We start from the raw sequence: 20,524 nt of genomic DNA, 5'->3' as shown, positions 1-20,524 counted from the left end.
CCGACGTGCGCCGGCCGGCGTGCGCCGTCCAGGTCAGAGCGTGACGCGCCCACCCAGCGCCGACCGCACGGCCCCCACCAGCTCGGCCGACCCCGCGAGGTCCCCGAACACCGGCTCGACGGCGAGCATCCGCTCGGCGAGCCCGTCGTGCGGCCCGCGCGCGGCCTCGGCCAGCACCGCCGCCATAGGGTCGTCGAGCGCCACGGCCCGCCCGTCGACCACGAGCTCCCCGAGCGACGCGGCCCGCACGTACGCGATCCATGCCGCGATGGTCGCAGCGGCCGCGACCGGCACCGCACCCGCCGCCAGCCGGTCCCGCACGGTCCCGAGCAGCCGCTGCGGGAGCTTCTGCGACCCGTCCATCGCGACCTGCACGGTGGTGTGCCCGGTGTGGGGGTTGGCGAACCGGGCGAGCACGTCGTCGCGGTACTGCTCGAGATCCATGCCGGGCGGCGCGGCGAGGGTCGGCAGCACGTCGTCGTCGACCAGCGCCCGGACGGTGGCCGCCAGGTCGGGGTCGGCCACGGCCTGCGCGATCGTCGCGTACCCGCGCAGCGCGCCGAGGTAGGCGAGCGTCGAGTGGCTCGCGTTGAGGATTCGCAGCTTGGCCCGCTCGTACGGCACGACGTCGTGGGTGAGCAGGGCGCCCGCGCTCTCCCAGGCGGGCCGAGGGCCGGCGAACGCGTCCTCGACCACCCACTGCGAGAACGGCTCGCCGACCACGAGCCCCTCGTCGACGAGCCCGAGCAGCGACTCGGCCTCGGCGCGGTGCGCGGGTGCGGTCGCGGGCACGATCCGGTCGACCATCGTCGACGGGAACCGCACGCTGCCGGCGACCCAGTCCCGCAGCGGACGGGCCCCCGGTGTCACGGCGAGCACCGCGTCGACGAGTGCGGCGAGCACCGCACCGTTGTCGCTGAGGTTGTCGCAGCACACGACGGTGAGCGGCCCGGCGTCCGCCCGGTGCCGGCGAGCCAGCCCACGGACGAGCAGCCCGATCGGCGACCGTGCCGGAGCGTCCGCCCCCGAGGCGAGCGCCGCGAGGTCCGCCGCGAGGTCCGGGTCGGTGAGGTCGGGGCCGCCGCCGGTCGCCCGCCGGTACCCCTTCTCGGTGACGGTGAGCGTGACGACGTGGGTGGTCGGCGCGGCGATCGTCGCGAGCACCCGCTCCGTGTCCGCGCCGGGGAAGGCCACGCCGCGCACCGTGCCGACGACCCGCAGCGACGTCTCCGTCGTGCCCTTCGTCAGCACCCCGTACAGGCCGTCCTGCGGCGCGAGCTGGTCGGCGACGCGGGCGCTGCGTTGCGTGACGCCGAGGATGCCCCAGCGGACGTCGCCGGTCGCGGTCGCGGCGTCCTCGGTCAGCACCGCCTGGTGCGCGCGGTGGAACGCCCCGAGGCCGAGGTGCACGATGCCGGTGCCCAGGTCCTCCGGGTCGAGGGCGGGCAGCGTGACGTCGGGTCGTCCGGTGGCGGATCGCCAGGTGGCGAGGGACAGGCGCGGCGTCATGCGTCTCCTGCGGTCGCGGCCACGCCGGTCGAGTCGCGGACGACGAGCTCGACGGACAGCCGCACGGGCGCGGGCGACTCGGTCTCGCCGGACGCGGTGCGCCGCCGGGCGGCTCGGGGCGCGTGGTTGACGAGCGCGTCGACGGCATCCCGCCCGAGCCGTGCGAGCGGCACGCGCACGGTCGTCAGGGCCGGCGCGACGAGGGTCGCGGCGGGGCTGTCGTCGTACCCGACCACGGACACGTCGTCCGGCACCCGCACCCCGCGGGCCACGAGCCGGTGCAGGATGCCGAGCGCGACGAGGTCGTTGTGGGCGAGCACCGCGGTCGCGGCGTTCGCGACGACGAGATCGGCGACGGACACCCCGCCGTCGAACACGGGTGCCACGTGTCCGAGCTCGACGACCTCGGTCCCCGGCAGCGACGCGGCTGCCCGGTGGAGGCCTTCGCGACGTCGGGCGTCCGACCACGACCCTGCAGGCCCGCCCGCGTAGGCGATGCGCCGGTGCCCGAGCGCGTGCAGGTGGGCGACGGCCTGACGGACGCCGTCGGCGTTGTCGATGACGACGGACGCCGCGCCGGGGTGCTCGCGGTTCACGAGGAGGAGCGGGACGTCGCGGGCCAGGGCCTCGTCGAGCGCCTCGTCGGTCATGCGTGGCGAGCACAGCACGACCCCGTCGACCTGCGCGCCGAGCCGTCCGACCAGCTCGGTCTCGAGGTGGCCGTCCTCCTCGGAGTCGGCGACCACGACGGCGAGCCCCAGCGCACGCGCGCGGGCCTGGACACCCTTGGCGACGGCGGCGAAGAACGGGTTCTCGAGGTCCGGGACGACGAGGCACAGGTTGCCGGTGCGTCCGGTGATGAGCTCGCGGGCGGCGCGGTTGGGGCGGTACCCGAGCTGTGCGGCGACCTTCCGGACGTGCTCGCGACGGGCGGGCGCGACGAGCTCGGGGGCGTTGAGCGCGCGTGAGGCGGTGGCGGGGGAGACGCCGGCCTCGCGTGCCACGTCCTGCAACGTCACGGGCACGGGACCCTCCGCTCGTCGCGTGCGCCCCGCTGTTCGAGGCGCCATGAAAGCGATTGCAGCACGTCTCTACCGTCGACGGCAAGCCTGACGTGAAGGGCTTGCCAGGTAGAACCGGATGCTGGTTGGGTGGCATGAATACGTTTGCAGTCGGTCATCACTGCGAACTCGTCACGCGAGGAGAGCAACGGCATGACCTCAGCACCCGGCTGGTCGCTGCACCCGGACCGCGCGCTGCCCAGCGACCCCGCGGTGCGCCCGCTCGCGCGCGAGATCCTCGCCGCGACCGAGGCGCTGCCGATCGTGTCGATGCACGGCCACGTCGACGCGGGGGTCCTCGCGCGCGACGAGCCCTTCGCGGACCCCGCGTCGCTGCTCGTGATCCCGGACCACTACCTCGTGCGGATGCTCGTCTCGCAGGGTGTCCCGCACGACGACCTCGGCGTCCCGCGCCTCGACGGCGGGCCGGTGCAGACCGACCCGCGCGAGATCTGGCGGACGTTCGCGTCGCGGTGGCACCTGTTCCGCGGCACCCCGACCCGGTACTGGCTGGAGCACGTGCTCGTCGACGTGTTCGGGGTCGACGAGCGTCCGTCCGCCGACAGCGCCGACCGGCTCTACGACCACCTGGCCGACCGGCTGGCCGAGCCCGCGTTCCGCCCGCGCGCGCTCTTCGACCGTTTCGGCATCGAGGTCCTGTCGACGACCGACGCGGCCACCTCGACGCTCGCCGACCACTCGGTGCTCGCGGCCGACGGCTGGCGCGACCGCGTCGTCCCGACGTTCCGGCCCGACGCCCTGTTCCACGTCGACCGCGCGACGTGGCGTGACGACCTGCAGCTGCTCGAGGAGCGGTCGGGCGTCGCGATCCACGGGTACCAGGACTACGTGCGCGCGGTCGAGGCGCGCCGCGCGACGTTCGTCGAGGCGGGCGCTCGGTCGAGCGACCATGGCCACCTGTCGGCGGACACCACCCCGCTGTCGGCGCGCGAGGCCGCGCGGGTGTTCGACGAGGCGCGCGTCGGCACGGTGAGCGCGGCGGACGCGGCGGCGTTCTCGGCGCACATGCTGTTCGAGACGGCCCGGATGGCGAGCGAGGACGGCCTCGTCATGCAGCTCCACCCGGGCGTGCTGCGCGACCACGACCACGGCGTGGTCGGCGTCCGCGGGCCTGACGTGGGCTACGACATCCCCGTGCCGACCGACTACGTGCACGGGCTGCGGCCGCTGCTGGAGGCGTTCGGGCACCACCCCGGCCTCAGGATGGTGCTCTTCACGGTCGACGAGGACACTTTCAGCCGTGAGCTCGCGCCGCTCGCCGGCGTCTACCCGGCGGTGCGCCTGGGTGCGCCGTGGTGGTTCCTCGACACGCCCGACGGCATGCGGCGCTTCCGGGAGGCGGTGACGGACACGGCCGGCTTCTACAACACCACGGGCTTCGTCGACGACACCCGGGCGTTCTGCTCGATCCCCGCACGGCACGACCTCGCCCGACGGGTCGACGCAGGGCATCTCGCCCGTCTGGTGGCGGAGCACCGGCTCGACCTGGCCGAGGCGGTCGAGACGGCCGTAGATCTCGCCTACCGGATCCCGCAGGGGGCCTACGCGCCCCCGAGGACGGCGACCGTCTACCAGAACGTCTGACGCGTGCGAAGGAGCACCCCGTGAGCGAGATCCTCCAGCGACTGTCCGCGCACCGGATCGTCCCGGTCGTCGTGCTCGACGACGCCGGCGACGCGCACGGCCTGGCCGACGCGCTCGTCGCGGGCGGACTGCCCGTCGCCGAGGTGACGTTCCGGACCGCCGCCGCCCCCGACGCCATCCGGGCGATGACCGACCGCGGCGACCTGCTCGTCGGCGCCGGCACCGTGCTGACCGCCGCGCAGGTCGACCAGGCCGTGGCCGCAGGCGCGTCGTTCGTCGTCTCGCCCGGCCTCAGCCGCGCGGTCGTCGAGCGGTGCCAGGAGCACGGCATCCTCGCGCTCCCCGGCGCCGTGACCGCGACCGAGGTCATGGCCGCGCTCGACCTCGGCGTCACGACCGTCAAGTTCTTCCCGGCCGGCACCTCCGGCGGTGCGCCCGCCATCACCGCGCTGGCCGCACCGTTCGCCGACGTCGGCTTCGTGCCGACCGGCGGCATCGGGCCCGCCAACCTGCACGAGTACCTCGCGGTCCCGTCCGTGCAGGCCGTCGGCGCGTCGTGGATGGTGCCGCGCGGGCTCGTCCGGGCCGGCGAGCTCGAGGTCGTCAAGGACCTCGTGGCCGACGCGGTCGCCCTCGCGAACGCCTGACGACCGACCCTGCCCGAGCCCCCACCGGAGGAGCCCGCCGTGTCCGACCTGACGATCCGCCCGGCCGCCGAGACCCGCTACGACGCGGTGTCCCTCGGCGAGGTCATGCTCCGCCTCGACCCGGGCGAGGGTCGCATCCGCACGGCCCGACAGCTGCGGGTGTGGGAGGGCGGCGGCGAGTACAACGTGGCCCGCGGCCTGCGCCGAGCATTCGGCCTGCGTACGGCGATCGTCACGGCGCTCGCGGACAACGAGGTCGGCCGGCTCGTCGAGGACTGCATGCTCACGGGCGGCGTCGACACCTCGCTGGTCCGCTGGGTCCCGTACGACGGCGTCGGCCGGGCCGTGCGCAACGGCCTCAACTTCACCGAGCGCGGCTTCGGCGTCCGCGGCGCCGTCGGGGTGAGCGACCGCGGGCACACGGCGGCGTCCCAGCTCGCCCCGGGCGACGTCGACTGGGACCACCTGTTCGGCGAGCTCGGCGTGCGCTGGTTCCACACGGGCGGCATCTTCGCGGCCCTCTCCGACTCGGCGGCCCAGACCGTGGTCGAGGCGGTCACGGCCGCGCACCGCCACGGCACCGTCGTGTCGTACGACCTCAACTACCGCCCGTCGCTCTGGAAGGCCGTCGGCGGTCAGGCGCGCGCCCAGGAGGTCAACCGCGCGATCGCGCCGCACATCGACGTGATGATCGGCAACGAGGAGGACTTCACCGCGTCGCTCGGCTTCGAGGTCGAGGGCGTCGACGAGAGCCTGTCCGCCCTCGAGGTCGACGCGTTCGCCGCGATGATCGACCGCGCCGCGACCGCCTACCCGAACTTCCGCGTCGTCGCGACGACCCTGCGCACGGTGCACAGTGCGACGGTCAACGACTGGGGCGCGATCGCGTGGTCCCGCTCGACGGGCGTCGTCCGCGCGACCCTCCGCGAGCGCCTCGAGATCCTGGACCGCGTCGGCGGCGGCGACTCGTTCGCGTCCGGCCTGGTCTACGGCCTGCTCGCGGGCGAGGACCTGCAGACCGCCGTCGACTACGGCGCGGCCCACGGCGCCCTCGCGATGACGACGCCCGGCGACACGTCGATGGTCACGAAGGCCGAGGTGCTCAAGCTCGCGGGCGGCGGCGGGGCGCGGGTCGACCGCTGACGGGCTCCGACGGTTGCCCGTCCGCAGCCTCGACGGTTCGTCGCCGTCTCGCCGTGCCCGGGTGGGCAGGCGACCCCTCACTCGTCGACGAAGCGCCACCAACCGACCGTCGAGTACGCCGAGTCCGAGATCATCTCGCCCGCACCGGGCTCGAGCGGGTAGTGCTTCACGTTCCCGGCCCAGTACCGCAGGATGCGGCCGAGCTCGCCGTTGACGTCGTCGGGCACCACGCCCGCCGCCAGGTCGACCTCCAGCACGAACTTCACGGTCACGCCCCTTCTCGTCCGACCACCGAGCCGCGTCCACTCGCGAGACCACCATGATGGTCGACCGGTCAGGACACGGTTCCCTGGCGGGCCCGACGACCGTGGGGGTCACGCTCGTCGAGTCAGATGCCCGTGCCCAGGTCGACCGTCGGCGCGACGGGGACGTCGGCCGAGCGCGGCCCCGTGAACGCATCCTCCAGACGCAGCAGGTGCATGCCCATCCGCAGCCGCGCCCTGTCGGGGTCGCGTGCCGCGAGGGCGGCGAGGATCTCCTCGTGCTCCACGAAGGTGCGATCGGCCGCGCCGTCGCGGGTGAGCTCGCGCCACAGCCGCAGCTGCGTCGAGTGCCCGGCGAGCCCGGCGACGAGCGCGGTGAGCACGGCGTTGCCCGACGCGCGCGCGATCGTCGCGTGGAACGCGAGGTCTGCCGCGGCGAGCCGTTCGGGGTCGACGGGGTCGGCAGTGAGGGCGCGCGCCGTCTCGTCGAGCGCCGCGCGGGCGCAGGCGAGGTCCTCGTCGCCGATGTGCAGCGCGGCGAGGCCGGCCGCCTCGGTCTCGATGAGCCGGCGGACGGCGTGCGCGGCACCGGACTCGTCGGGCAGGTCCGCGACGAACAGCATCGGGGCGAGCAGCGTGGCCGGGTCGAGGTTCGTCACGTAGGTGCCGTCGCCGTGGCGCGAGTCGAGGATGCCGAGCGTCGCGAGCGCCCGGACGCCCTCCCGCAGCGAGCCCCGGGACACACCGAGGGACGCGGCGAGCTCCTTCTCGGCCGGGAGCCGGTCGCCGGCGGCGAGCGCGCCGTCGAGGATCATCTGCTTGATGCCGTCGACGACATCATCGGAACGAGCCACCTGCGCAGTATTCCCCCTGTGCGTCCCGCGCGGGCCGGTCCGGTCTCAGAGGTCGTCGAGCGGGAGGCGGTACACCCGGTTGGCGGTACCGCCCAGCACGAGGTCGCGGTCGCGCTCGGGGAGCTGGTCGACCGTGCGGCGCAGCCCGTGCCACACCTGCGAGTACGAGTCGCCGGACAGCAGCGCGTACGGCCAGTCGCTGCCGAGCATGAGCCGGTCGGGGCCGAACAGCTCGAGCGCGCGGTCGACGGCCGGCTGCAGGTGCTCGCTGGTCCAGCCGGGTCCGGCCGCCGTGGCGAGGCCCGACAGCTTCGCGACGACGTTGGGCATCTGCGCGACGGCACCGAGGATGGCCGACCAGCGGGTCCAGCCGTCCCGCTCGCCGGCCCGCAGCGCCGCGAGCGGGGGAGCGCCGAGGTGGTCGACGACGAACGTGAGCTTGGGGTGGCGCTCCGCGAGCGTCGCGACGTGGGCGAGCAGCGTCGGGGTGTGCGCGGTGAGGTCGAACGTGAGGTGACGTTCCGCGAGCAGCGCGAGGCCGTCGTCGACCGCGGGGCGCAGCAGCCAGTCGGGGTCGGGCTCCTCGTGCACGCGGTGGCCCACGCCGACCACGGGCTCACGGCGCCAGGCGTCGAGCTGGGCGGCCGCGTCCTCCGGCTGCAGCAGCGGCACCCACGTGACGACACCGGCGACGCGCGGCGAGCACAGGGCCTGGAAGAGCATGAGCTCGGAGTCGGCCTTGTTGTCGGCGGACTGCACGAGGACGACCTTGTCCACGCGCTCGGCGTCGAGCTCCTCGGTGACGTCGCCGAGGCGGAACTCGCGGGCGACGGGGCCCACGTCCGGCGTCATCCAGGGGTAGTGCACCGCATCCGGGTTCCACACGTGCAGGTGGGCATCCACGACATCGGGCATGGATCGGACGCTAGCAGTGGTCCGATGTCTGAATCGATGTCGAATCGAATTCCTCATCGAACCCTCATGCAACCGGACGATCGCCCCCTACTCGTCGGATGACTTTCTGTGTGTCAGTCGGGATGAACTGGGTCATTGCTGACCAGCACTCCGAGCGGCCGTGCCGGTCGGCGGGCGTCACCGAGCGGCGCCCGTCACCGCCCGACCGCGTACCCCTGCATCCCACGCGGGTTCGCCGCCGCCACGAGCATCCCGTCACCGCGCACCCCGGCGGCGCTGAGCCGCCCGAGCTGCCAGGGTCCGACGTCCTCGACGAGGTGCCCGCGCGCCGACAGCGCGACGAGCACCGCGTCGCCCAGCCGCGACTCCGCCACGAGCCCGTTCGGCGTGTGCGTGCGCGGGTAGAACGAGCTCGGCACGCCCGACGAGTGCCACGTCGGCGCGTCGATCGCGGCCTGCAGGTCGTCCCCGCCGAGCAGGTGCCGCAGCAGGAACGGCACCGTCCACTGGTCCTGCTGGTCGCCGCCGGGCGTGCCGAACGCGAACCCGCGACCGTCGTCGTCGAGCACCATCGCGGGGCTGAGTGTGGTCCGGGGCCGCTTGCCGGGCGCGAGGCTGTTCGGCAGGCCGGGCTCCAGCCAGAACATCTGCGCGCGCGTCGGCAGCGGGAAGCCGAGGCCCGGCACGACCGGGCTGGACTGGAGCCAGCCGCCCGACGGCGTCGCGGACACCCGGTTGCCCCAGCGGTCGACGACGTCCACGTGGCACGTGTCGCCCGGGCTGAGGCCGATCGGGGACACCGTCGGCTCGCCGGTCCCGACCGCGCCGGGCGGCACCTCGCTGCCCGGACCGGTGAGCACGGACGACAGCCACGGCACCCGCCCGTCGGGTGCGCCGGGCCGGAGGTCGGCGACCGCCGCCGGGCCCACGAGCGACGCCCGCGCGGCGGCGTACCCGGGGGACAGGAGCGTGTCGAGCGGCACGTCCGGCACGTCGCCGTACCAGGCCTCCCGGTCGGCGAACGCGAGCTTGGCGACCTCGACGGTCACGTGCACGAGCTCGGCGAGCCCCTCGTCCGACGACGAGTCGCGCACGAGCGCGTCGACGCCGAGTGCGTCGAGCATGGTGAGCTGCTGGAGCAGCACCGGACCCTGGCCCCACGCGTGCGTCTTGTGCACCGTGCGTCCCGCGAACCGCACCGACGCGGTCGGTTCCTCTGTCGCGTGCCAGCGCGCCAGGTCGTCGCCGCGCAGCAGGCCCGTGTGTGCCCGGCCCGACGAGTCCATGACCGGCGTGCCGGACTGGAACGCGTCGATCGCCTCGGCCACGAACCCGCTGTAGAACGCGCGCCGCGCCGCCTCGATCCCGGCCTCGCGCCCGTGCCTCGACGCGCCGCCGGCCGCGCGCGACTCCGCGACGAGCCGCTCGAACGTCGCCGCCAGCTCGGGGTTGCGGAACCGTGCGCCGGCCTTCGGGGTCGGCAGGTAGACGGCCGCCGACGTCGGCCAGTGCGCCGCCATCATGTCCGCGACCGTCGCGATCGTGCCGACCGCCGCCCTGACCAGCGGGAACCCGTCGCGCGCGTACCCGATCGCCGGCCCGAGCACGTCCTCGAGCGGCAGCGTGCCGTACCGCGCGAGCAGGTCGAGCCACGCCCCGAACGCCCCCGGCACCACGGCGGCGAGGTGGCCCGTGCCCGGGACGAGGTCGAGGCCGAGCTGCTCGAACGCCGCGATCGACGCCCCGGCCGGGGCCGGACCCTGCCCGCAGACCACGAACGTGCGCCCCTCCGCCGCCCGGTGGGCGACGATCGGCGCGTCGCCGCCGGGACCGTTGAGGTGCGGCTCCACGACGCTCAGCGTGAAGCCGGCCGCGGCCGCCGCGTCGAACGCGTTGCCGCCGGCCTCGAGCACCCGCATGCCGGCCGCGCTCGCGAGCCAGTGCGTGGAGGCGACCATGCCGAACGTCCCGACGAGCTCGGGCCTCGTGGTGAACATCCGAGAATCCTTCCGCACGCCCGTGACGTGCGCCTCTGCCGCGCTGCCGACGTGCGCGTGCGTCGCCGCTCGACGACACGGGGTGACGCCTCGGCGGCGCGGCCATGAACGTCCGGCGAACGGACGGCGAACCCCTGCACCAGGGGCGTCTCACGCCCCTGACCTGCACCGATACTCGTCCGGTGTCCCAGGACCTGACCCACCTCACCCAGCGGCTGTCCCAGGCCGTCGGCGACTACCGGGTCAGCGCGGCGGCCGTCGTGGCCGACCTCGCACACCCGGTCGACGTCGTCGACGCGGACCTGCCCGTGGCCCGGCTGGAGCTCGTCTTCCGCTCCCCGCACGTCGCGAGCGTGGCGGTGCGCGACCCCGCCGACGAGTCCCGGATCGGGCTCATCACACGCCCCCGCTACACCGCCGCGATGACGGGCCGGCTCGGGTTCGGGCGGGCGATCCTCGCGCGCAAGGAGACGGGCGAGCTCGCGGACTGGGCGCCGATGGTCGTGCCGCCGACGGCGGCCGTGTCCGAGGTGGCCGTGCGGGCGATGGAGCGGCACGACGAGCGGCGGTACGACGACGTGCTCGTCGGCGGCGACACGTGGCAGGTGGCCAGCACCGCGGACCTCGTGCGGTCGCTGTCGACGCTGCTCGCCGTCCGGTCGCTGCACGACCCCGTCACCGGCCTCATGCACCGCTCGATGCTCATGCACTCGCTCGGCCGCCGGTGCGCGCAGTCCGTCGGGACGCCCGCCCGCACGGTCGTCGTGCTGCTCGACCTGCAGGGGTTCGCGCACGTCAACGCCGCGCACGGGCAGGCGTTCGGGGACGTCGTCCTCACCGCGGTCGGCGCCCGGCTGCGTTCCGTGACCCCGCAGGGCTGCGACGCCGGACGCACGGGCGGCGACGAGTTCGCCGTGGTCGCGACCATGCCGGGGTCGGCCGGCGACACGCACGCCGCGGCGCTCGCGGACGGCCTGCGGCAGGACCTCGTCGCGGCGCTCGCCGCACCCGCGGGCGGCATCGACCCGGGCGCGTGGCCGCCGGTCCACTCGGCGGTCGTCGTGTCGGCCGAGGGGGGCGGCGACCCCGAGGGGCTGGTCCGGGACGTGCAGCAGTCGATGCGGAACGTCAAGGCGCAGGCCCGGCAGCGCTTCGTCGAGCGGTGGCTCGAGGGGTCGCCCGCACCGGGCGTGCCCGACCCGCGCGGGTACGTCGAGGTCGTCGACATCTGACGACCGGCCGCCGCCCGGCGCCGAACCGGCTGCCCGTCCCGTCGTCGGGTGGTGTCACACGCCGCCGGCGAACCCCAGCCCGCGCCACGCCTCGTACGTCGCGACCGCGGCCGCGTTCGACAGGTTCATCGAACGGCGCCCCGGCAGCATCGGGATGCGGACCTGCTCGGTGACGCGCGGGTGCGCGAGGACGTGTTCGGGCAGGCCGGTCGGCTCGGGACCGAACAGCAGCACGTCGTCCTGCGCGTACGTCCAGTCGGTGTGCCACCGCTGCGCGTGGGTGGTGAACGCGAGGACGCGCGACGACGGCAGGGCCGCGAGCAGGTCGTCGAACGACGGGTGCACGACGACGTGCGCGAGGTCGTGGTAGTCGAGGCCCGCGCGCCGCAGCTTCGCCTCCTCGAGGTCGAACCCCAGCGGCTCGACGAGGTGCAGCGTCGCGCCCGTCCCCGAGACCATCCGGATCGCGTTGCCGGTGTTGCCGGGGATCCGCGGCTCGAAGAACGCGACGTGCAGCACGCGGCCGATCCTAAGCGGCTGGCGGGGGCGGCCCGCGGCGGCCGCGTGCTCGGGCACGGTCGCGCGGCGACTAGCGTGGACGCGCAACCCACCCGAGAGGACGCCACCGATGCCGACCGAGCCCGTCCACCGCGCCGCCGACACCCGCTACGACACCATGACGTACCGCCGCACCGGTCGCAGCGGCCTGGACCTGCCCGCCCTGTCCCTTGGTCTGTGGCACAACTTCGGCGACACCACCCCGTTCGACACCCAGCGGGCCGTGCTGCGCCGCGCGTTCGACCTCGGCATCACGCACATCGACCTCGCGAACAACTACGGCCCGCCGTACGGGTCGGCCGAGGAGAACTTCGGGCGGGTGCTCGCGAAGGACCTGCGGCCGTACCGCGACGAGCTCGTCATCTCGTCGAAGGCGGGCTACGACATGTGGCCCGGGCCGTACGGCGACGGCGGGTCGCGCAAGTACCTGCTGTCGTCGCTCGACCAGTCGCTCGCCCGCATGGGCCTCGACCACGTCGACATCTTCTACTCGCACCGCCCCGACCCGAGCGTCCCGGTCGAGGAGACGATGGGTGCCCTGCACACCGCCGTGACCAGCGGGAAGGCGATCTACGCGGGCATCTCGAACTACTCGCCGTCGCAGACCCGGGCCGCCCAGGAGGCGCTCGCCGCGATGGGCACGCCCTTGCTCATCCACCAGCCGAGCTACTCGATGTTCAACCGGCATGTGGAGCAGGTCGGCGAGGGCGAGACCGAGACGCTGCTCGACGTGATCGGCGCGCTGGGCCTCGGCGCGATCGTGTTCTCGCCGCTCCAGCAGGGGCTCCTCACCAACCGGTACCTCTCGGGCGAGGTGCCGTCGGACTCCCGCGCGGCCCTCGGTCACTTCCTCAAGCGCGGCGCCATCTCCGAGACGTACCTGGAGCGGGCACGGGCCCTCAACGAGATCGCGGCGAGTCGTGGGCAGTCGCTCGCGCAGCTCGCCCTCTCGTGGGTGCTGCGCGACGACCGGATCACCTCGGCGCTCGTCGGCGCGAGCTCGGTCGCGCAGCTCGAGGACAACGTCGCCGCCCTCGACGCCCCGCCGCTGACGGCCGACGAGATCGCCGCCATCGAGCCCCTCGCCGTCCACGGCACGGGCCGCTGAACGGCCCGACGGCCCGGCGGCGCGCCGCCACCGGCCGCTGACGGACCGGGAGAGGTCAGGCGGTGCGCGGTGGGGCCGTGCTCTCGCGGACGACGAGCTCGGTCGCCAGGTCGATGCGCTGGTTCGTCGGGACCTCGCCGCGCGCGAGGGCCAGCACCATCCGGGTCGCCGTGGCGGCCATCTCCTGCAGCGGCTGGTGGATCGTGGTGAGCGCGGGGCCGATCCACTCGGTGACGGGCAGGTCGTCGTACCCCACGATCGACAGGTCCTCGGGGACGCTGAGCCCCAGCTCGCGGGCGGCACGCATGACGCCGAAGGCCTGGAAGTCGGACCCGGCGAAGATCGCGGTGGGCCGGTCGGGCTTGTCGAGCAGGTCCATGCCGTGCTTGTACCCGCCGCCGACGAAGAAGTCGCCGTACCGGATGAGCGTGGGGTCGATGGCGACGCCGGCCTCGTCGAGCGCGGACCGGTAGCCGTCGATGCGAGCCCGTGAGCACAGCACGTCGACCGGCCCCGAGATGACCGCGATGCGCCGGTGGCCGAGGCCGAGCAGGTGCCGGGTGGCGGCGAGGCCGCCGGCCCAGTTCGCGGAGCCGACCGTGGGGACGCCGGGGGGCTGCTCGCCCGCGGTGTCGACGACGACGAACGGGATGGAGCGCGTCTCGAGCTGACGGCGCTGCGCCGGGTCGAGGTCGGACAGCACGAGGATCACGCCGCGCGGCCGGCGGGCCAGGACGTCGTCGAGCCACTCCTGCCGCGGGCGGTGCGCGCCACCGAGCTCGGACAGCACGACACCCGCGCGCTCGGGGCCGGCGACCTCCTCGACGCCCTTGATGATCTGCACGGCCCACGCGGAGTCGAGCTCGTGGAAGACGAGGTCGATGAGCCCGGGGCCGGACGGCGTGCGACCGCGGCGGCGGCGGTACTGGTACCGGTCGATGACCTCCTCGACGCGCGCGCGTGTGACCGCGGCGACGTCGGTGCGACCGTTGAGCACCTTGGAGACGGTCGGGATCGAGACGCCGGCCTCGGAGGCGATGAGCGCGATCGTCGCGGTGCCGCCCGCGGGTCGGTCGTGCTCCTCGTCCGCGCCGGTCGTGGGCTCCTCCGGCTGGCGCGGGTCGCCGCCGGTCTCCGTGATGGTCATCGTGCTCGTGGGCCCCTCGGTTCGCCGCAAGTTTCGGCTTCGAACCTAGCATCGCGGGACCTTCTCGGGTACCGACTTCACCCTGGTCCGCGATGTTTCGAGGTCGAGATGACTGAAAACATGCGGCGATTTGCCAAATGTCATGACCGGATTGACGCTCTCATCCGGCCCGACCTAGTGTCGATACTCGGTTGCTATCGAAACCGATCTCGATACTTGCGGCTCACGACGGCGTGGGGCAGGGAGGTGTGTGGGACATGACGGCGGACGCCACGGATCGGGCCGAGGAGCAGGCCGGAGAGCAGGCCGAGGAGGCCGGTCAGCAGGCTGCGCAGGCCTGGCGGGACGTCACGTTGGGCGCGGCCGAGCGGGTCGACGACCTCGTCGGGCGCATGACGCTCGACGAGAAGCTCTCGCAGCTCGTCGGCCTGTGGGTCGGCGCGGACGCGTCGGGCGGCGGCGTCGCCCCCCACCAGTCGGAGATGACGGCGGACGGTCTGGGCTGGACCGAGGTCATCGAGGGCGGCCTCGGGCAGCTCACGCGGCCTTTCGGTACCGCTCCTGTCGAGCCCTCGGTCGGCGCCCGGTCGCTCGCGCTGTCACAGGCGCAGATCGTCGCGGCCAACCGCTTCGGGATCCCGGCGCTCGTGCACGAGGAGTGCCTCGCGGGCTTCGCCGCCTGGAAGGCCACCGCGTACCCGGTGCCGCTGTCGTGGGGTGCGACGTTCGACCCCGCGCTCGTCGAGGAGATGTCCGCCGCGATCGGTGCGTCCATGCGGGCCGCAGGCGTGCACCAGGGCCTCGCGCCGGTGCTCGACGTGACGCGCGACTACCGCTGGGGCCGCACCGAGGAGACCATCGGCGAGGACCCGTACCTGGTCGGGACCGTCGGCACGGCCTACGTGCGTGGCCTGGAGGGCGCCGGGGTCGTCGCCACGCTGAAGCACTTCGCGGGGTACTCGGCCAGCCGGGCGGGCCGCAACCTGGCGCCCGTGTCCGTCGGCCCGCGCGAGCGTCAGGACGTGATCCTCCCGCCGTTCGAGATGGCGGTCCGCGAGGGCGGCGCCCGATCGGTCATGCACTCGTACTCCGACGTCGACGGGGTGCCGTCGGCCGCGGACGTCGAGCTCCTCACGACGCTGCTGCGCGACACGTGGGGCTTCGACGGCACGGTCGTCGCCGACTACTTCGGCATCCGCTTCCTGCACACGCTGCACGGGGTCGCCGCCGACGAGCAGCACGCCGCCGCCCTCGCGCTGACCGCGGGCGTCGACGTCGAGCTGCCGAGCGTGCACTGCTACGGCAACCCGCTGCGCCGCGCGCTCGCTGCGGGCGACGTCGACGAGGCGCTCGTCGACCGGGCGCTGCGCCGGGTGCTCGCGCAGAAGCTCGAGCTCGGCCTGCTCGACGCGGGCTGGCAGGCGCTGCCCGACGGCGTGGACGACCTCATGCTCGACGACGAGCACGGCCGCGACATCGCGCTCCGGCTGGCCCGCGAGGCCGTCGTCCTGCTCACCAACCCGTCAGGTTCGCTGCCGATCGCGCGAGGCCGTCGTGTCGCCGTCGTCGGCCCGCTCGCGGACGACCCGATGGCGATGCTCGGCTGCTACTCGTTCCCGGCGCACGTCGGCGTGCACCACCCGGACCACGAGACGGGCATCACGATCCCGACGGTGCTGGGCGCGCTGCGCGAGCTCCTGGGCGCGGGGCGCGACGAGCACGTCGACGTCGTCCACGCCCGTGGCTGCGACGTCACGGACGGCGACCGCTCCGGGTTCGACGCCGCGGTCGCGGCGGCCCGGGACGCCGACGTGTGCGTCGTCGCGGTCGGCGACCGGTCCGGGCTGTTCGGCCGCGGGACGTCGGGCGAGGGCTGCGACGCGACCGACCTCCACCTGCCGGGCGTGCAGGCCGACCTGGTGCGCGCGGTGCTCGCGACCGGTACGCCCGTCGTGCTCGTCCTGCTCACCGGCCGGCCGTACGCGCTCGGCGACCTCGCCGACCAGGCGGCCGCCGTGGTGCAGACGTTCTTCCCCGGCCAGCTCGGTGGCCGGGCGATCGCCGAGGTGCTCACCGGTGTCGTGTCGCCGTCCGGGCGGCTGCCCGTGAGCGTGCCCGCCGACCCGTCCGGGCAGCCCGGCACGTACTTGACCGCGAAGCTCGGCACCCGTTCCTCGGTGTCGTCGGTGGACCCGACCCCGGCGTTCCCGTTCGGCCACGGGCTGTCCTACACGAGCTTCGAGTGGGACGTCGCGCCCGTCGAGAGCACGTGGGCAGTCGACGGCGAGGTCGTCGTCGAGGTCGTCGTCCGCAACACCGGTGACGTCGCCGGCGCGGACGTCGTGCAGCTCTACCTGCACGACCCCGTGGCGCAGGTGACCCGGCCCGTCGTCCGGCTCGTCGGGTACGCGCGCGTCGCGCTCGACGCGGGGGAGCAGGCCCGCGTGACGTTCACGGTGCCCGCCGACGTCACGGCGTTCACCGGCCTGCGTGGCGACCGCGTGGTCGAGCCGGGCGACGTCGAGCTGCGGGTGTCCCGGTCGAGCGCCGACGTGCACACCGCGCTGGCGTTGCGGCTCGTGGGCGCCGAGCGCGTCGTCGACCACACGCGCCGCCTCACCACCGCGGTGGACGTCACCGCCGGCGTGCCCGCTGCCGCGGAGCTGACGGAGGCGGTCAGCGCATGAGCAGCGTGCAGCAGGACCCGGTCGTCACCGGCGAGGCGGGCCAGGGCGGCGTCGACACCTTCCCCGGGATGGTCGCCGGGCAGCCCGTGGAAGACGCCCCCGCGACCGACGGACCGTCGCGCCGTAAGTCCCGCAGGTCCCGCACGCAGACGTGGACCACGCACGACGGCCAGGTCGTCCACCCCGTCACGCAGACGTGGGCCCAGGCGCTGCGCCGCGACTGGCGGCTGTACTCGTTCCTCGTCCTGCCGCTGCTGTTCCTCGCGGTGTTCCGGTACTGGCCGATCCTCGGCAACGTCGTCGCGTTCCGCCGGTTCCGCCCGGGCGGGAGCATGTTCGGCGACGAGTGGGTGGGCCTCTACTACTTCCGCATGTTCCTCAACGACCAGCAGTTCTGGCACGCGTTCACGAACACCGTGATCCTCGGGCTGCTCACGCTGGTCGTGGTGTTCCCGCTGCCGATCCTCCTCGCGCTCATGCTGAACGAGGTCCGCTCGCGGCACTTCAAGCGCAGCATCCAGACGATCTCCTACCTGCCGCACTTCATGTCGATCGTCATCGTCGCCGGCATCGTGTTCCAGCTGACGTCGGTCGACGGCACGATCAACCAGCTCATCGAGAAGTTCGGCGGCACCGCGATCGCGTTCATGCAGGACCCCAGCTGGTTCCGCACGATCTACCTGACGTCCGAGGTCTGGCAGACCGTCGGGTGGGGCACGATCCTCTACCTGGCCGCGCTCACGACCATCGACGACCAGCTGTACGAGGCGGCCCGCATCGACGGCGCGAACCGCTGGTCGCAGACGTGGCACATCACGCTGCCGGGCATCCGGCCCACGATGATCGTGCTGCTCATCCTCAACGTCGGCACGTTCATGGCGGTGGGCTTCGAGAAGATCCTGCTGCTGCAGAACCCGCTGATCTACTCCACGGCCGACGTCATCTCGACGTACCTGTACCGGGTCGGCATCGTCTCGAACTCGATCTCGTACGCGACCGCCATCGGCCTGTTCGAGGCCGTCATCGGCGTGGCACTGATCCTGTCCGCCAACGCGATCTCGCGGAAGACGGTGGGGGCGAGCCTGTGGTGACCACCGACCTGACCCCGCCGACCCCGGAGGCCGCCGTCGCGGCTCGCGCCTCGTCGCGCACGGGCACCCACGTCAAGGACAGCCGGGGCTTGCGGGCGTTCCGCCTGGTCAACGGCGCGCTGCTGATCCTGCTTGCGGCCCTGGTGCTGTATCCCTTCGTCAACATCGTGGCCCAGGCGTTCAGCTCCGAGGCGTACATCACGACCGGCCAGGTCAACCTGGTCCCGCGCGGCTTCAACCTCGTGACGTTCGACGTGGTGCTGAGCGACCCGATGTTCTGGCGGAACTACCGCAACACCGTCGAGTACACGGTGGTCGCGACGGCCATCGCGATGGCGCTCACGACCACGTACGCGTACGCCCTGTCGAAGGCGCACCTCAAGGGCCGCAAGTTCTTCATCGGCGTCGCGGTGGCGACCATGTTCTTCAACGGCGGCCTGATCCCGAACTACATCCTCATCAGCCACCTGGGATTCCGGAACACCCTGTGGGCGATCGTGCTGCCCAACGCGATCAGCATCTTCAACCTGCTGGTGATGAAGTCGTTCTTCGAGAACTTTCCGAGCGAGCTCGAGGAAGCCGCGCAGATCGACGGCATGAGCACCTACGGGGTGTTCTTCAAGGTCGTCCTGCCGCTGAGCAAGGCCGTCGTCGCGACGATGCTGCTGTTCTACGCGGTGTCGTTCTGGAACGGCTGGTTCGGGGCCTTCCTCTACATGGACGACCCGAACCTCTACCCGGTGACCGTGTACCTGCGCAACCTCATGGCGGGAGTCACCGGGGGCACCTCGATCCAGGGTGGCGGCACCGACAACCTCACCCAGATCGGCGCCAACGTGCAGGCCGTGACGATGCTCCTCACCGTCCTGCCCATCGTCTGCCTCTACCCGTTCATCCAGAGGTACTTCGTGTCGGGCGTGATGCTCGGCGCGGTCAAGCAGTGACCCCTTCTTTGACCCCTTCTGTGTCCCCTTTCCTCCGGTGCAGGACGACGGAGTTCCACCTTCCAAGGAGAATCATGAGGTCAGCAAGAACGCGCATGGGTGCGGCCGCGTCGGTCGCGGTGCTCGCGCTCACGCTCACGGCGGCCTGCTCGTCGAACGACGACGCGACGTCCGAGCCGTCCGCCTCGGAGTCCGGCATCCCCGCCGCGCAGAGCGTCGGTGCCATGAAGGACTTCACGGTCGGCACGGACTTCGTCGCGACGGAGCCGGTGACGTTCAGCGTGCTGTACCGCGACCACCCGAACTACCCGCTCAAGCAGGACTGGCTGTTCCTCAGCACCCTCAAGGACAAGGCGAAGGTCAGCTTCGACCTGACGAGCGCGCCGCTGTCCGACTGGGACGCGAAGAAGTCGCTCATCATCAGCGCCGGTGACGCGCCGGAGCTCATCCCCGTCACGTACCCGGGCCAGGAGACGCAGTTCGTCTCCGGTGGGACGCTGCTGCCCATCAGCGACTACGCGAAGTACATGCCGAACTTCCAGGCCCGCGTGAAGGACTGGGACCTGCAGCCGGCGATCGACAACCTCAAGCAGGCCGACGGCAAGTACTACATGCTCCCGGGCCTGTACGAGTCGCCGCAGCCGCAGTACTCGATCGCGATCCGGCAGGACGCGTGGGAGAAGGCCGGCATCACCGAGGACCCCGAGACGTGGGACGACCTCAAGGCGGACCTGAAGAAGCTCAAGGCCGCCAACCCCGACGTGTGGCCGATGTCGGACCGCTGGTCCACGACGAACAACAGCCCCCTCGGCGCGGTGTTGCAGGTCGCGGCCCCGAACTTCGGCACCGTCGCCGGCTGGGGCTTCGGCAACGGCCTCTGGTACGACCAGGACTCCAAGAAGTACGAGTACGCCGCGTCTACTGACGGCTACAAGGAGCTCGTCTCGTACTTCGCGTCGCTCGTGAAGGACGGCCTGCTCGACCCCGAGTCGCTCACGCAGGACGACGACACCGCCAAGCAGAAGTTCGCGAGCGGCCAGTCGCTCGCGATCTCCGGCAACACGCAGGAGATCACGGGGTACGCGAAGACGTTCACCGACGCGGGCAACACCACGGCGAAGGTGCACCTCATCCGCGTCCCCGAGGGCCCGGCGGGTGACAACGTCGCCTCGGGCGGCCGCACGGTGTCGGGCTTCATGATCTCGTCGAAGGCGGCCGAGCAGCCGAACTTCCTCGCCCTCCTGCAGTTCGTCGACTGGCTGTACTACTCGGACAGCGGCCTCGAGTTCGCCAAGTACGGCGTCGAGGGGACCACGTTCACGAAGGACGGCGACAAGCGGGCGCTCGCGGCCGACGTCGACTGGAACGGCGTGAACCCGGCCGGTACCAAGAAGCTCAACGCCGACTTCGGCTTCAGCAACGGCGTGTGGATGCTCGCGAACGGCTCGACGAACGAGCTCATCCAGGACCTCAACACCGACGCGACGAACGCGTTCGTGAGCGCGATGTCGGACAAGAAGGAGCTCCCGCTCCCGCCGTCGGCTCCGCTCGACGAGATGCAGCAGGAGCAGATCACGCTGCTGCAGGCCGCGCTCAACGACTCGGTCACGCAGAACACGGCCGCGTTCATCCTGGGCCAGCGCCCCATGTCCGACTGGGACAAGTGGCAGACCGAGCTCAAGGGCCTGAACGTGGATCAGTACGTCGACACGTACAACCAGGCGCTGGCGGCCAAGTGAGCTGACCCCGCCCCCTGACGGCCG

17 protein-coding genes are annotated in these 20,524 nt (G+C 72.9%); 9 read left to right on the top strand and 8 right to left on the bottom strand.

The window, feature by feature from the left end:
- Positions 1-33: 33 nt before the first annotated feature.
- Entirely contained in the window at positions 34-1,509 is a 1,476-nt protein-coding gene (locus tag J7523_RS16110; protein ID WP_291888838.1) for a mannitol dehydrogenase family protein, read from the bottom strand.
- Positions 1,506-2,534: a LacI family DNA-binding transcriptional regulator gene (locus tag J7523_RS16105; RefSeq protein ID WP_291888835.1), complete on the bottom strand. Its 1,029-nt coding sequence runs from the start codon at positions 2,532-2,534 to the stop codon at positions 1,506-1,508. The genes J7523_RS16110 and J7523_RS16105 overlap by 4 nt, the downstream gene beginning before the upstream one ends.
- Positions 2,535-2,723: 189 nt before the next feature.
- On the opposite strand from J7523_RS16105, the gene uxaC reads away from it, so the two are divergent.
- The 3 genes from uxaC to J7523_RS16090 are packed head-to-tail and all read left to right on the top strand — an operon-like array spanning position 2,724 to position 5,965.
- Positions 2,724-4,175, top strand: a complete 1,452-nt coding sequence (gene uxaC / locus J7523_RS16100) for a glucuronate isomerase (RefSeq protein WP_291888832.1) — start codon at positions 2,724-2,726, stop codon at positions 4,173-4,175.
- A gap of 20 nt (positions 4,176-4,195) precedes the next feature.
- The gene (eda, locus tag J7523_RS16095) at positions 4,196-4,822 is read left to right on the top strand and encodes a bifunctional 4-hydroxy-2-oxoglutarate aldolase/2-dehydro-3-deoxy-phosphogluconate aldolase (protein WP_291888829.1); all 627 of its coding nucleotides are present in this window, start codon (positions 4,196-4,198) and stop codon (positions 4,820-4,822) included.
- 39 nt (positions 4,823-4,861) lie between these two features.
- Positions 4,862-5,965 carry a sugar kinase gene (locus J7523_RS16090; RefSeq protein WP_291888827.1) on the top strand — a complete coding sequence of 368 codons (1,104 nt, stop codon included), beginning with the start codon at positions 4,862-4,864 and terminating at the stop codon, positions 5,963-5,965.
- Positions 5,966-6,042: 77 nt separating this feature from the next.
- Here J7523_RS16090 and J7523_RS16085 read toward each other — a convergent pair whose 3' ends face one another.
- The 4 genes from J7523_RS16085 to J7523_RS16070 form a co-directional block, all read right to left on the bottom strand.
- Positions 6,043-6,237 (bottom strand): hypothetical protein, encoded by a 195-nt coding sequence (locus J7523_RS16085; RefSeq protein ID WP_291888824.1) that lies wholly within the window; start codon positions 6,235-6,237, stop codon positions 6,043-6,045.
- Positions 6,238-6,353: 116 nt separating this feature from the next.
- A complete protein-coding gene (locus tag J7523_RS16080; RefSeq protein ID WP_291888821.1) occupies positions 6,354-7,082 on the bottom strand; it encodes a FadR/GntR family transcriptional regulator in 729 nt (242 codons plus the stop codon).
- Positions 7,083-7,127: 45 nt separating this feature from the next.
- Positions 7,128-7,997, bottom strand: a complete 870-nt coding sequence (locus J7523_RS16075) for an amidohydrolase family protein (protein WP_291888817.1) — start codon at positions 7,995-7,997, stop codon at positions 7,128-7,130.
- Between the two features lie 194 nt (positions 7,998-8,191).
- A complete protein-coding gene (locus J7523_RS16070) occupies positions 8,192-9,994 on the bottom strand; it encodes a gamma-glutamyltransferase (protein WP_291888812.1) in 1,803 nt (600 codons plus the stop codon).
- A 182-nt stretch (positions 9,995-10,176) separates the two neighbouring features.
- Between J7523_RS16070 and J7523_RS16065 the strand changes: the two genes are divergently transcribed.
- Positions 10,177-11,226 carry a GGDEF domain-containing protein gene (locus J7523_RS16065; RefSeq protein ID WP_291888810.1) on the top strand — a complete coding sequence of 350 codons (1,050 nt, stop codon included), beginning with the start codon at positions 10,177-10,179 and terminating at the stop codon, positions 11,224-11,226.
- A gap of 54 nt (positions 11,227-11,280) precedes the next feature.
- Here the strand turns inward: J7523_RS16065 and J7523_RS16060 are convergent, their stop codons facing one another.
- Positions 11,281-11,745, bottom strand: a complete 465-nt coding sequence (locus J7523_RS16060) for a tRNA (cytidine(34)-2'-O)-methyltransferase (RefSeq protein WP_291888808.1) — start codon at positions 11,743-11,745, stop codon at positions 11,281-11,283.
- Between the two features lie 109 nt (positions 11,746-11,854).
- Here J7523_RS16060 and J7523_RS16055 point away from each other — a divergent pair, with 109 nt between their 5' ends.
- On the top strand, positions 11,855-12,892 hold the full coding sequence (locus J7523_RS16055; protein WP_291888804.1) for an aldo/keto reductase: 1,038 nt from the start codon (positions 11,855-11,857) through the stop codon (positions 12,890-12,892).
- 55 nt (positions 12,893-12,947) lie between these two features.
- On the opposite strand, the gene J7523_RS16050 is transcribed toward J7523_RS16055, so the two are convergent.
- On the bottom strand, positions 12,948-14,039 hold the full coding sequence (locus J7523_RS16050; protein ID WP_291888800.1) for a LacI family DNA-binding transcriptional regulator: 1,092 nt from the start codon (positions 14,037-14,039) through the stop codon (positions 12,948-12,950).
- A 257-nt stretch (positions 14,040-14,296) separates the two neighbouring features.
- Between J7523_RS16050 and J7523_RS16045 the strand changes: the two genes are divergently transcribed.
- The 4 genes from J7523_RS16045 (at position 14,297) to J7523_RS16030 (ending at position 20,500) form a co-directional block, all read left to right on the top strand.
- Positions 14,297-16,726: a glycoside hydrolase family 3 N-terminal domain-containing protein gene (locus J7523_RS16045; RefSeq protein WP_291888797.1), complete on the top strand. Its 2,430-nt coding sequence runs from the start codon at positions 14,297-14,299 to the stop codon at positions 16,724-16,726.
- Positions 16,723-17,817 (top strand): ABC transporter permease subunit, encoded by a 1,095-nt coding sequence (locus J7523_RS16040; protein ID WP_291888794.1) that lies wholly within the window; start codon positions 16,723-16,725, stop codon positions 17,815-17,817. Before J7523_RS16045 ends, J7523_RS16040 begins: the two co-directional genes overlap by 4 nt.
- Positions 17,811-18,761: a carbohydrate ABC transporter permease gene (locus J7523_RS16035; RefSeq protein WP_291888791.1), complete on the top strand. Its 951-nt coding sequence runs from the start codon at positions 17,811-17,813 to the stop codon at positions 18,759-18,761. Before J7523_RS16040 ends, J7523_RS16035 begins: the two co-directional genes overlap by 7 nt.
- A 74-nt stretch (positions 18,762-18,835) precedes the next feature.
- Positions 18,836-20,500: an extracellular solute-binding protein gene (locus J7523_RS16030; RefSeq protein ID WP_291888788.1), complete on the top strand. Its 1,665-nt coding sequence runs from the start codon at positions 18,836-18,838 to the stop codon at positions 20,498-20,500.
- Positions 20,501-20,524: the final 24 nt, after the last annotated feature.

The sequence above is a fragment of the Cellulomonas sp. genome (assembly GCF_017744555.1).
Classification (GTDB): domain Bacteria; phylum Actinomycetota; class Actinomycetes; order Actinomycetales; family Cellulomonadaceae; genus Cellulomonas.
Note: the sequence above shows the minus strand (reverse complement) of the source record. Positions and strands in the feature narration are given on the sequence as shown.

Coding starts and splice junctions, on each gene's coding strand:
- J7523_RS16110 (WP_291888838.1), bottom strand. CDS start 1,509: ATGACGCCGCGCCTGTCCCTCGCCACCTGGCGATCCGCCACCGGACGA.
- uxaC (WP_291888832.1), top strand. CDS start 2,724: ATGACCTCAGCACCCGGCTGGTCGCTGCACCCGGACCGCGCGCTGCCC.
- J7523_RS16075 (WP_291888817.1), bottom strand. CDS start 7,997: ATGCCCGATGTCGTGGATGCCCACCTGCACGTGTGGAACCCGGATGCG.
- J7523_RS16070 (WP_291888812.1), bottom strand. CDS start 9,994: ATGTTCACCACGAGGCCCGAGCTCGTCGGGACGTTCGGCATGGTCGCC.
- J7523_RS16055 (WP_291888804.1), top strand. CDS start 11,855: ATGCCGACCGAGCCCGTCCACCGCGCCGCCGACACCCGCTACGACACC.
- J7523_RS16050 (WP_291888800.1), bottom strand. CDS start 14,039: ATGACCATCACGGAGACCGGCGGCGACCCGCGCCAGCCGGAGGAGCCC.
- J7523_RS16045 (WP_291888797.1), top strand. CDS start 14,297: ATGACGGCGGACGCCACGGATCGGGCCGAGGAGCAGGCCGGAGAGCAG.
- J7523_RS16040 (WP_291888794.1), top strand. CDS start 16,723: ATGAGCAGCGTGCAGCAGGACCCGGTCGTCACCGGCGAGGCGGGCCAG.
- J7523_RS16030 (WP_291888788.1), top strand. CDS start 18,836: ATGAGGTCAGCAAGAACGCGCATGGGTGCGGCCGCGTCGGTCGCGGTG.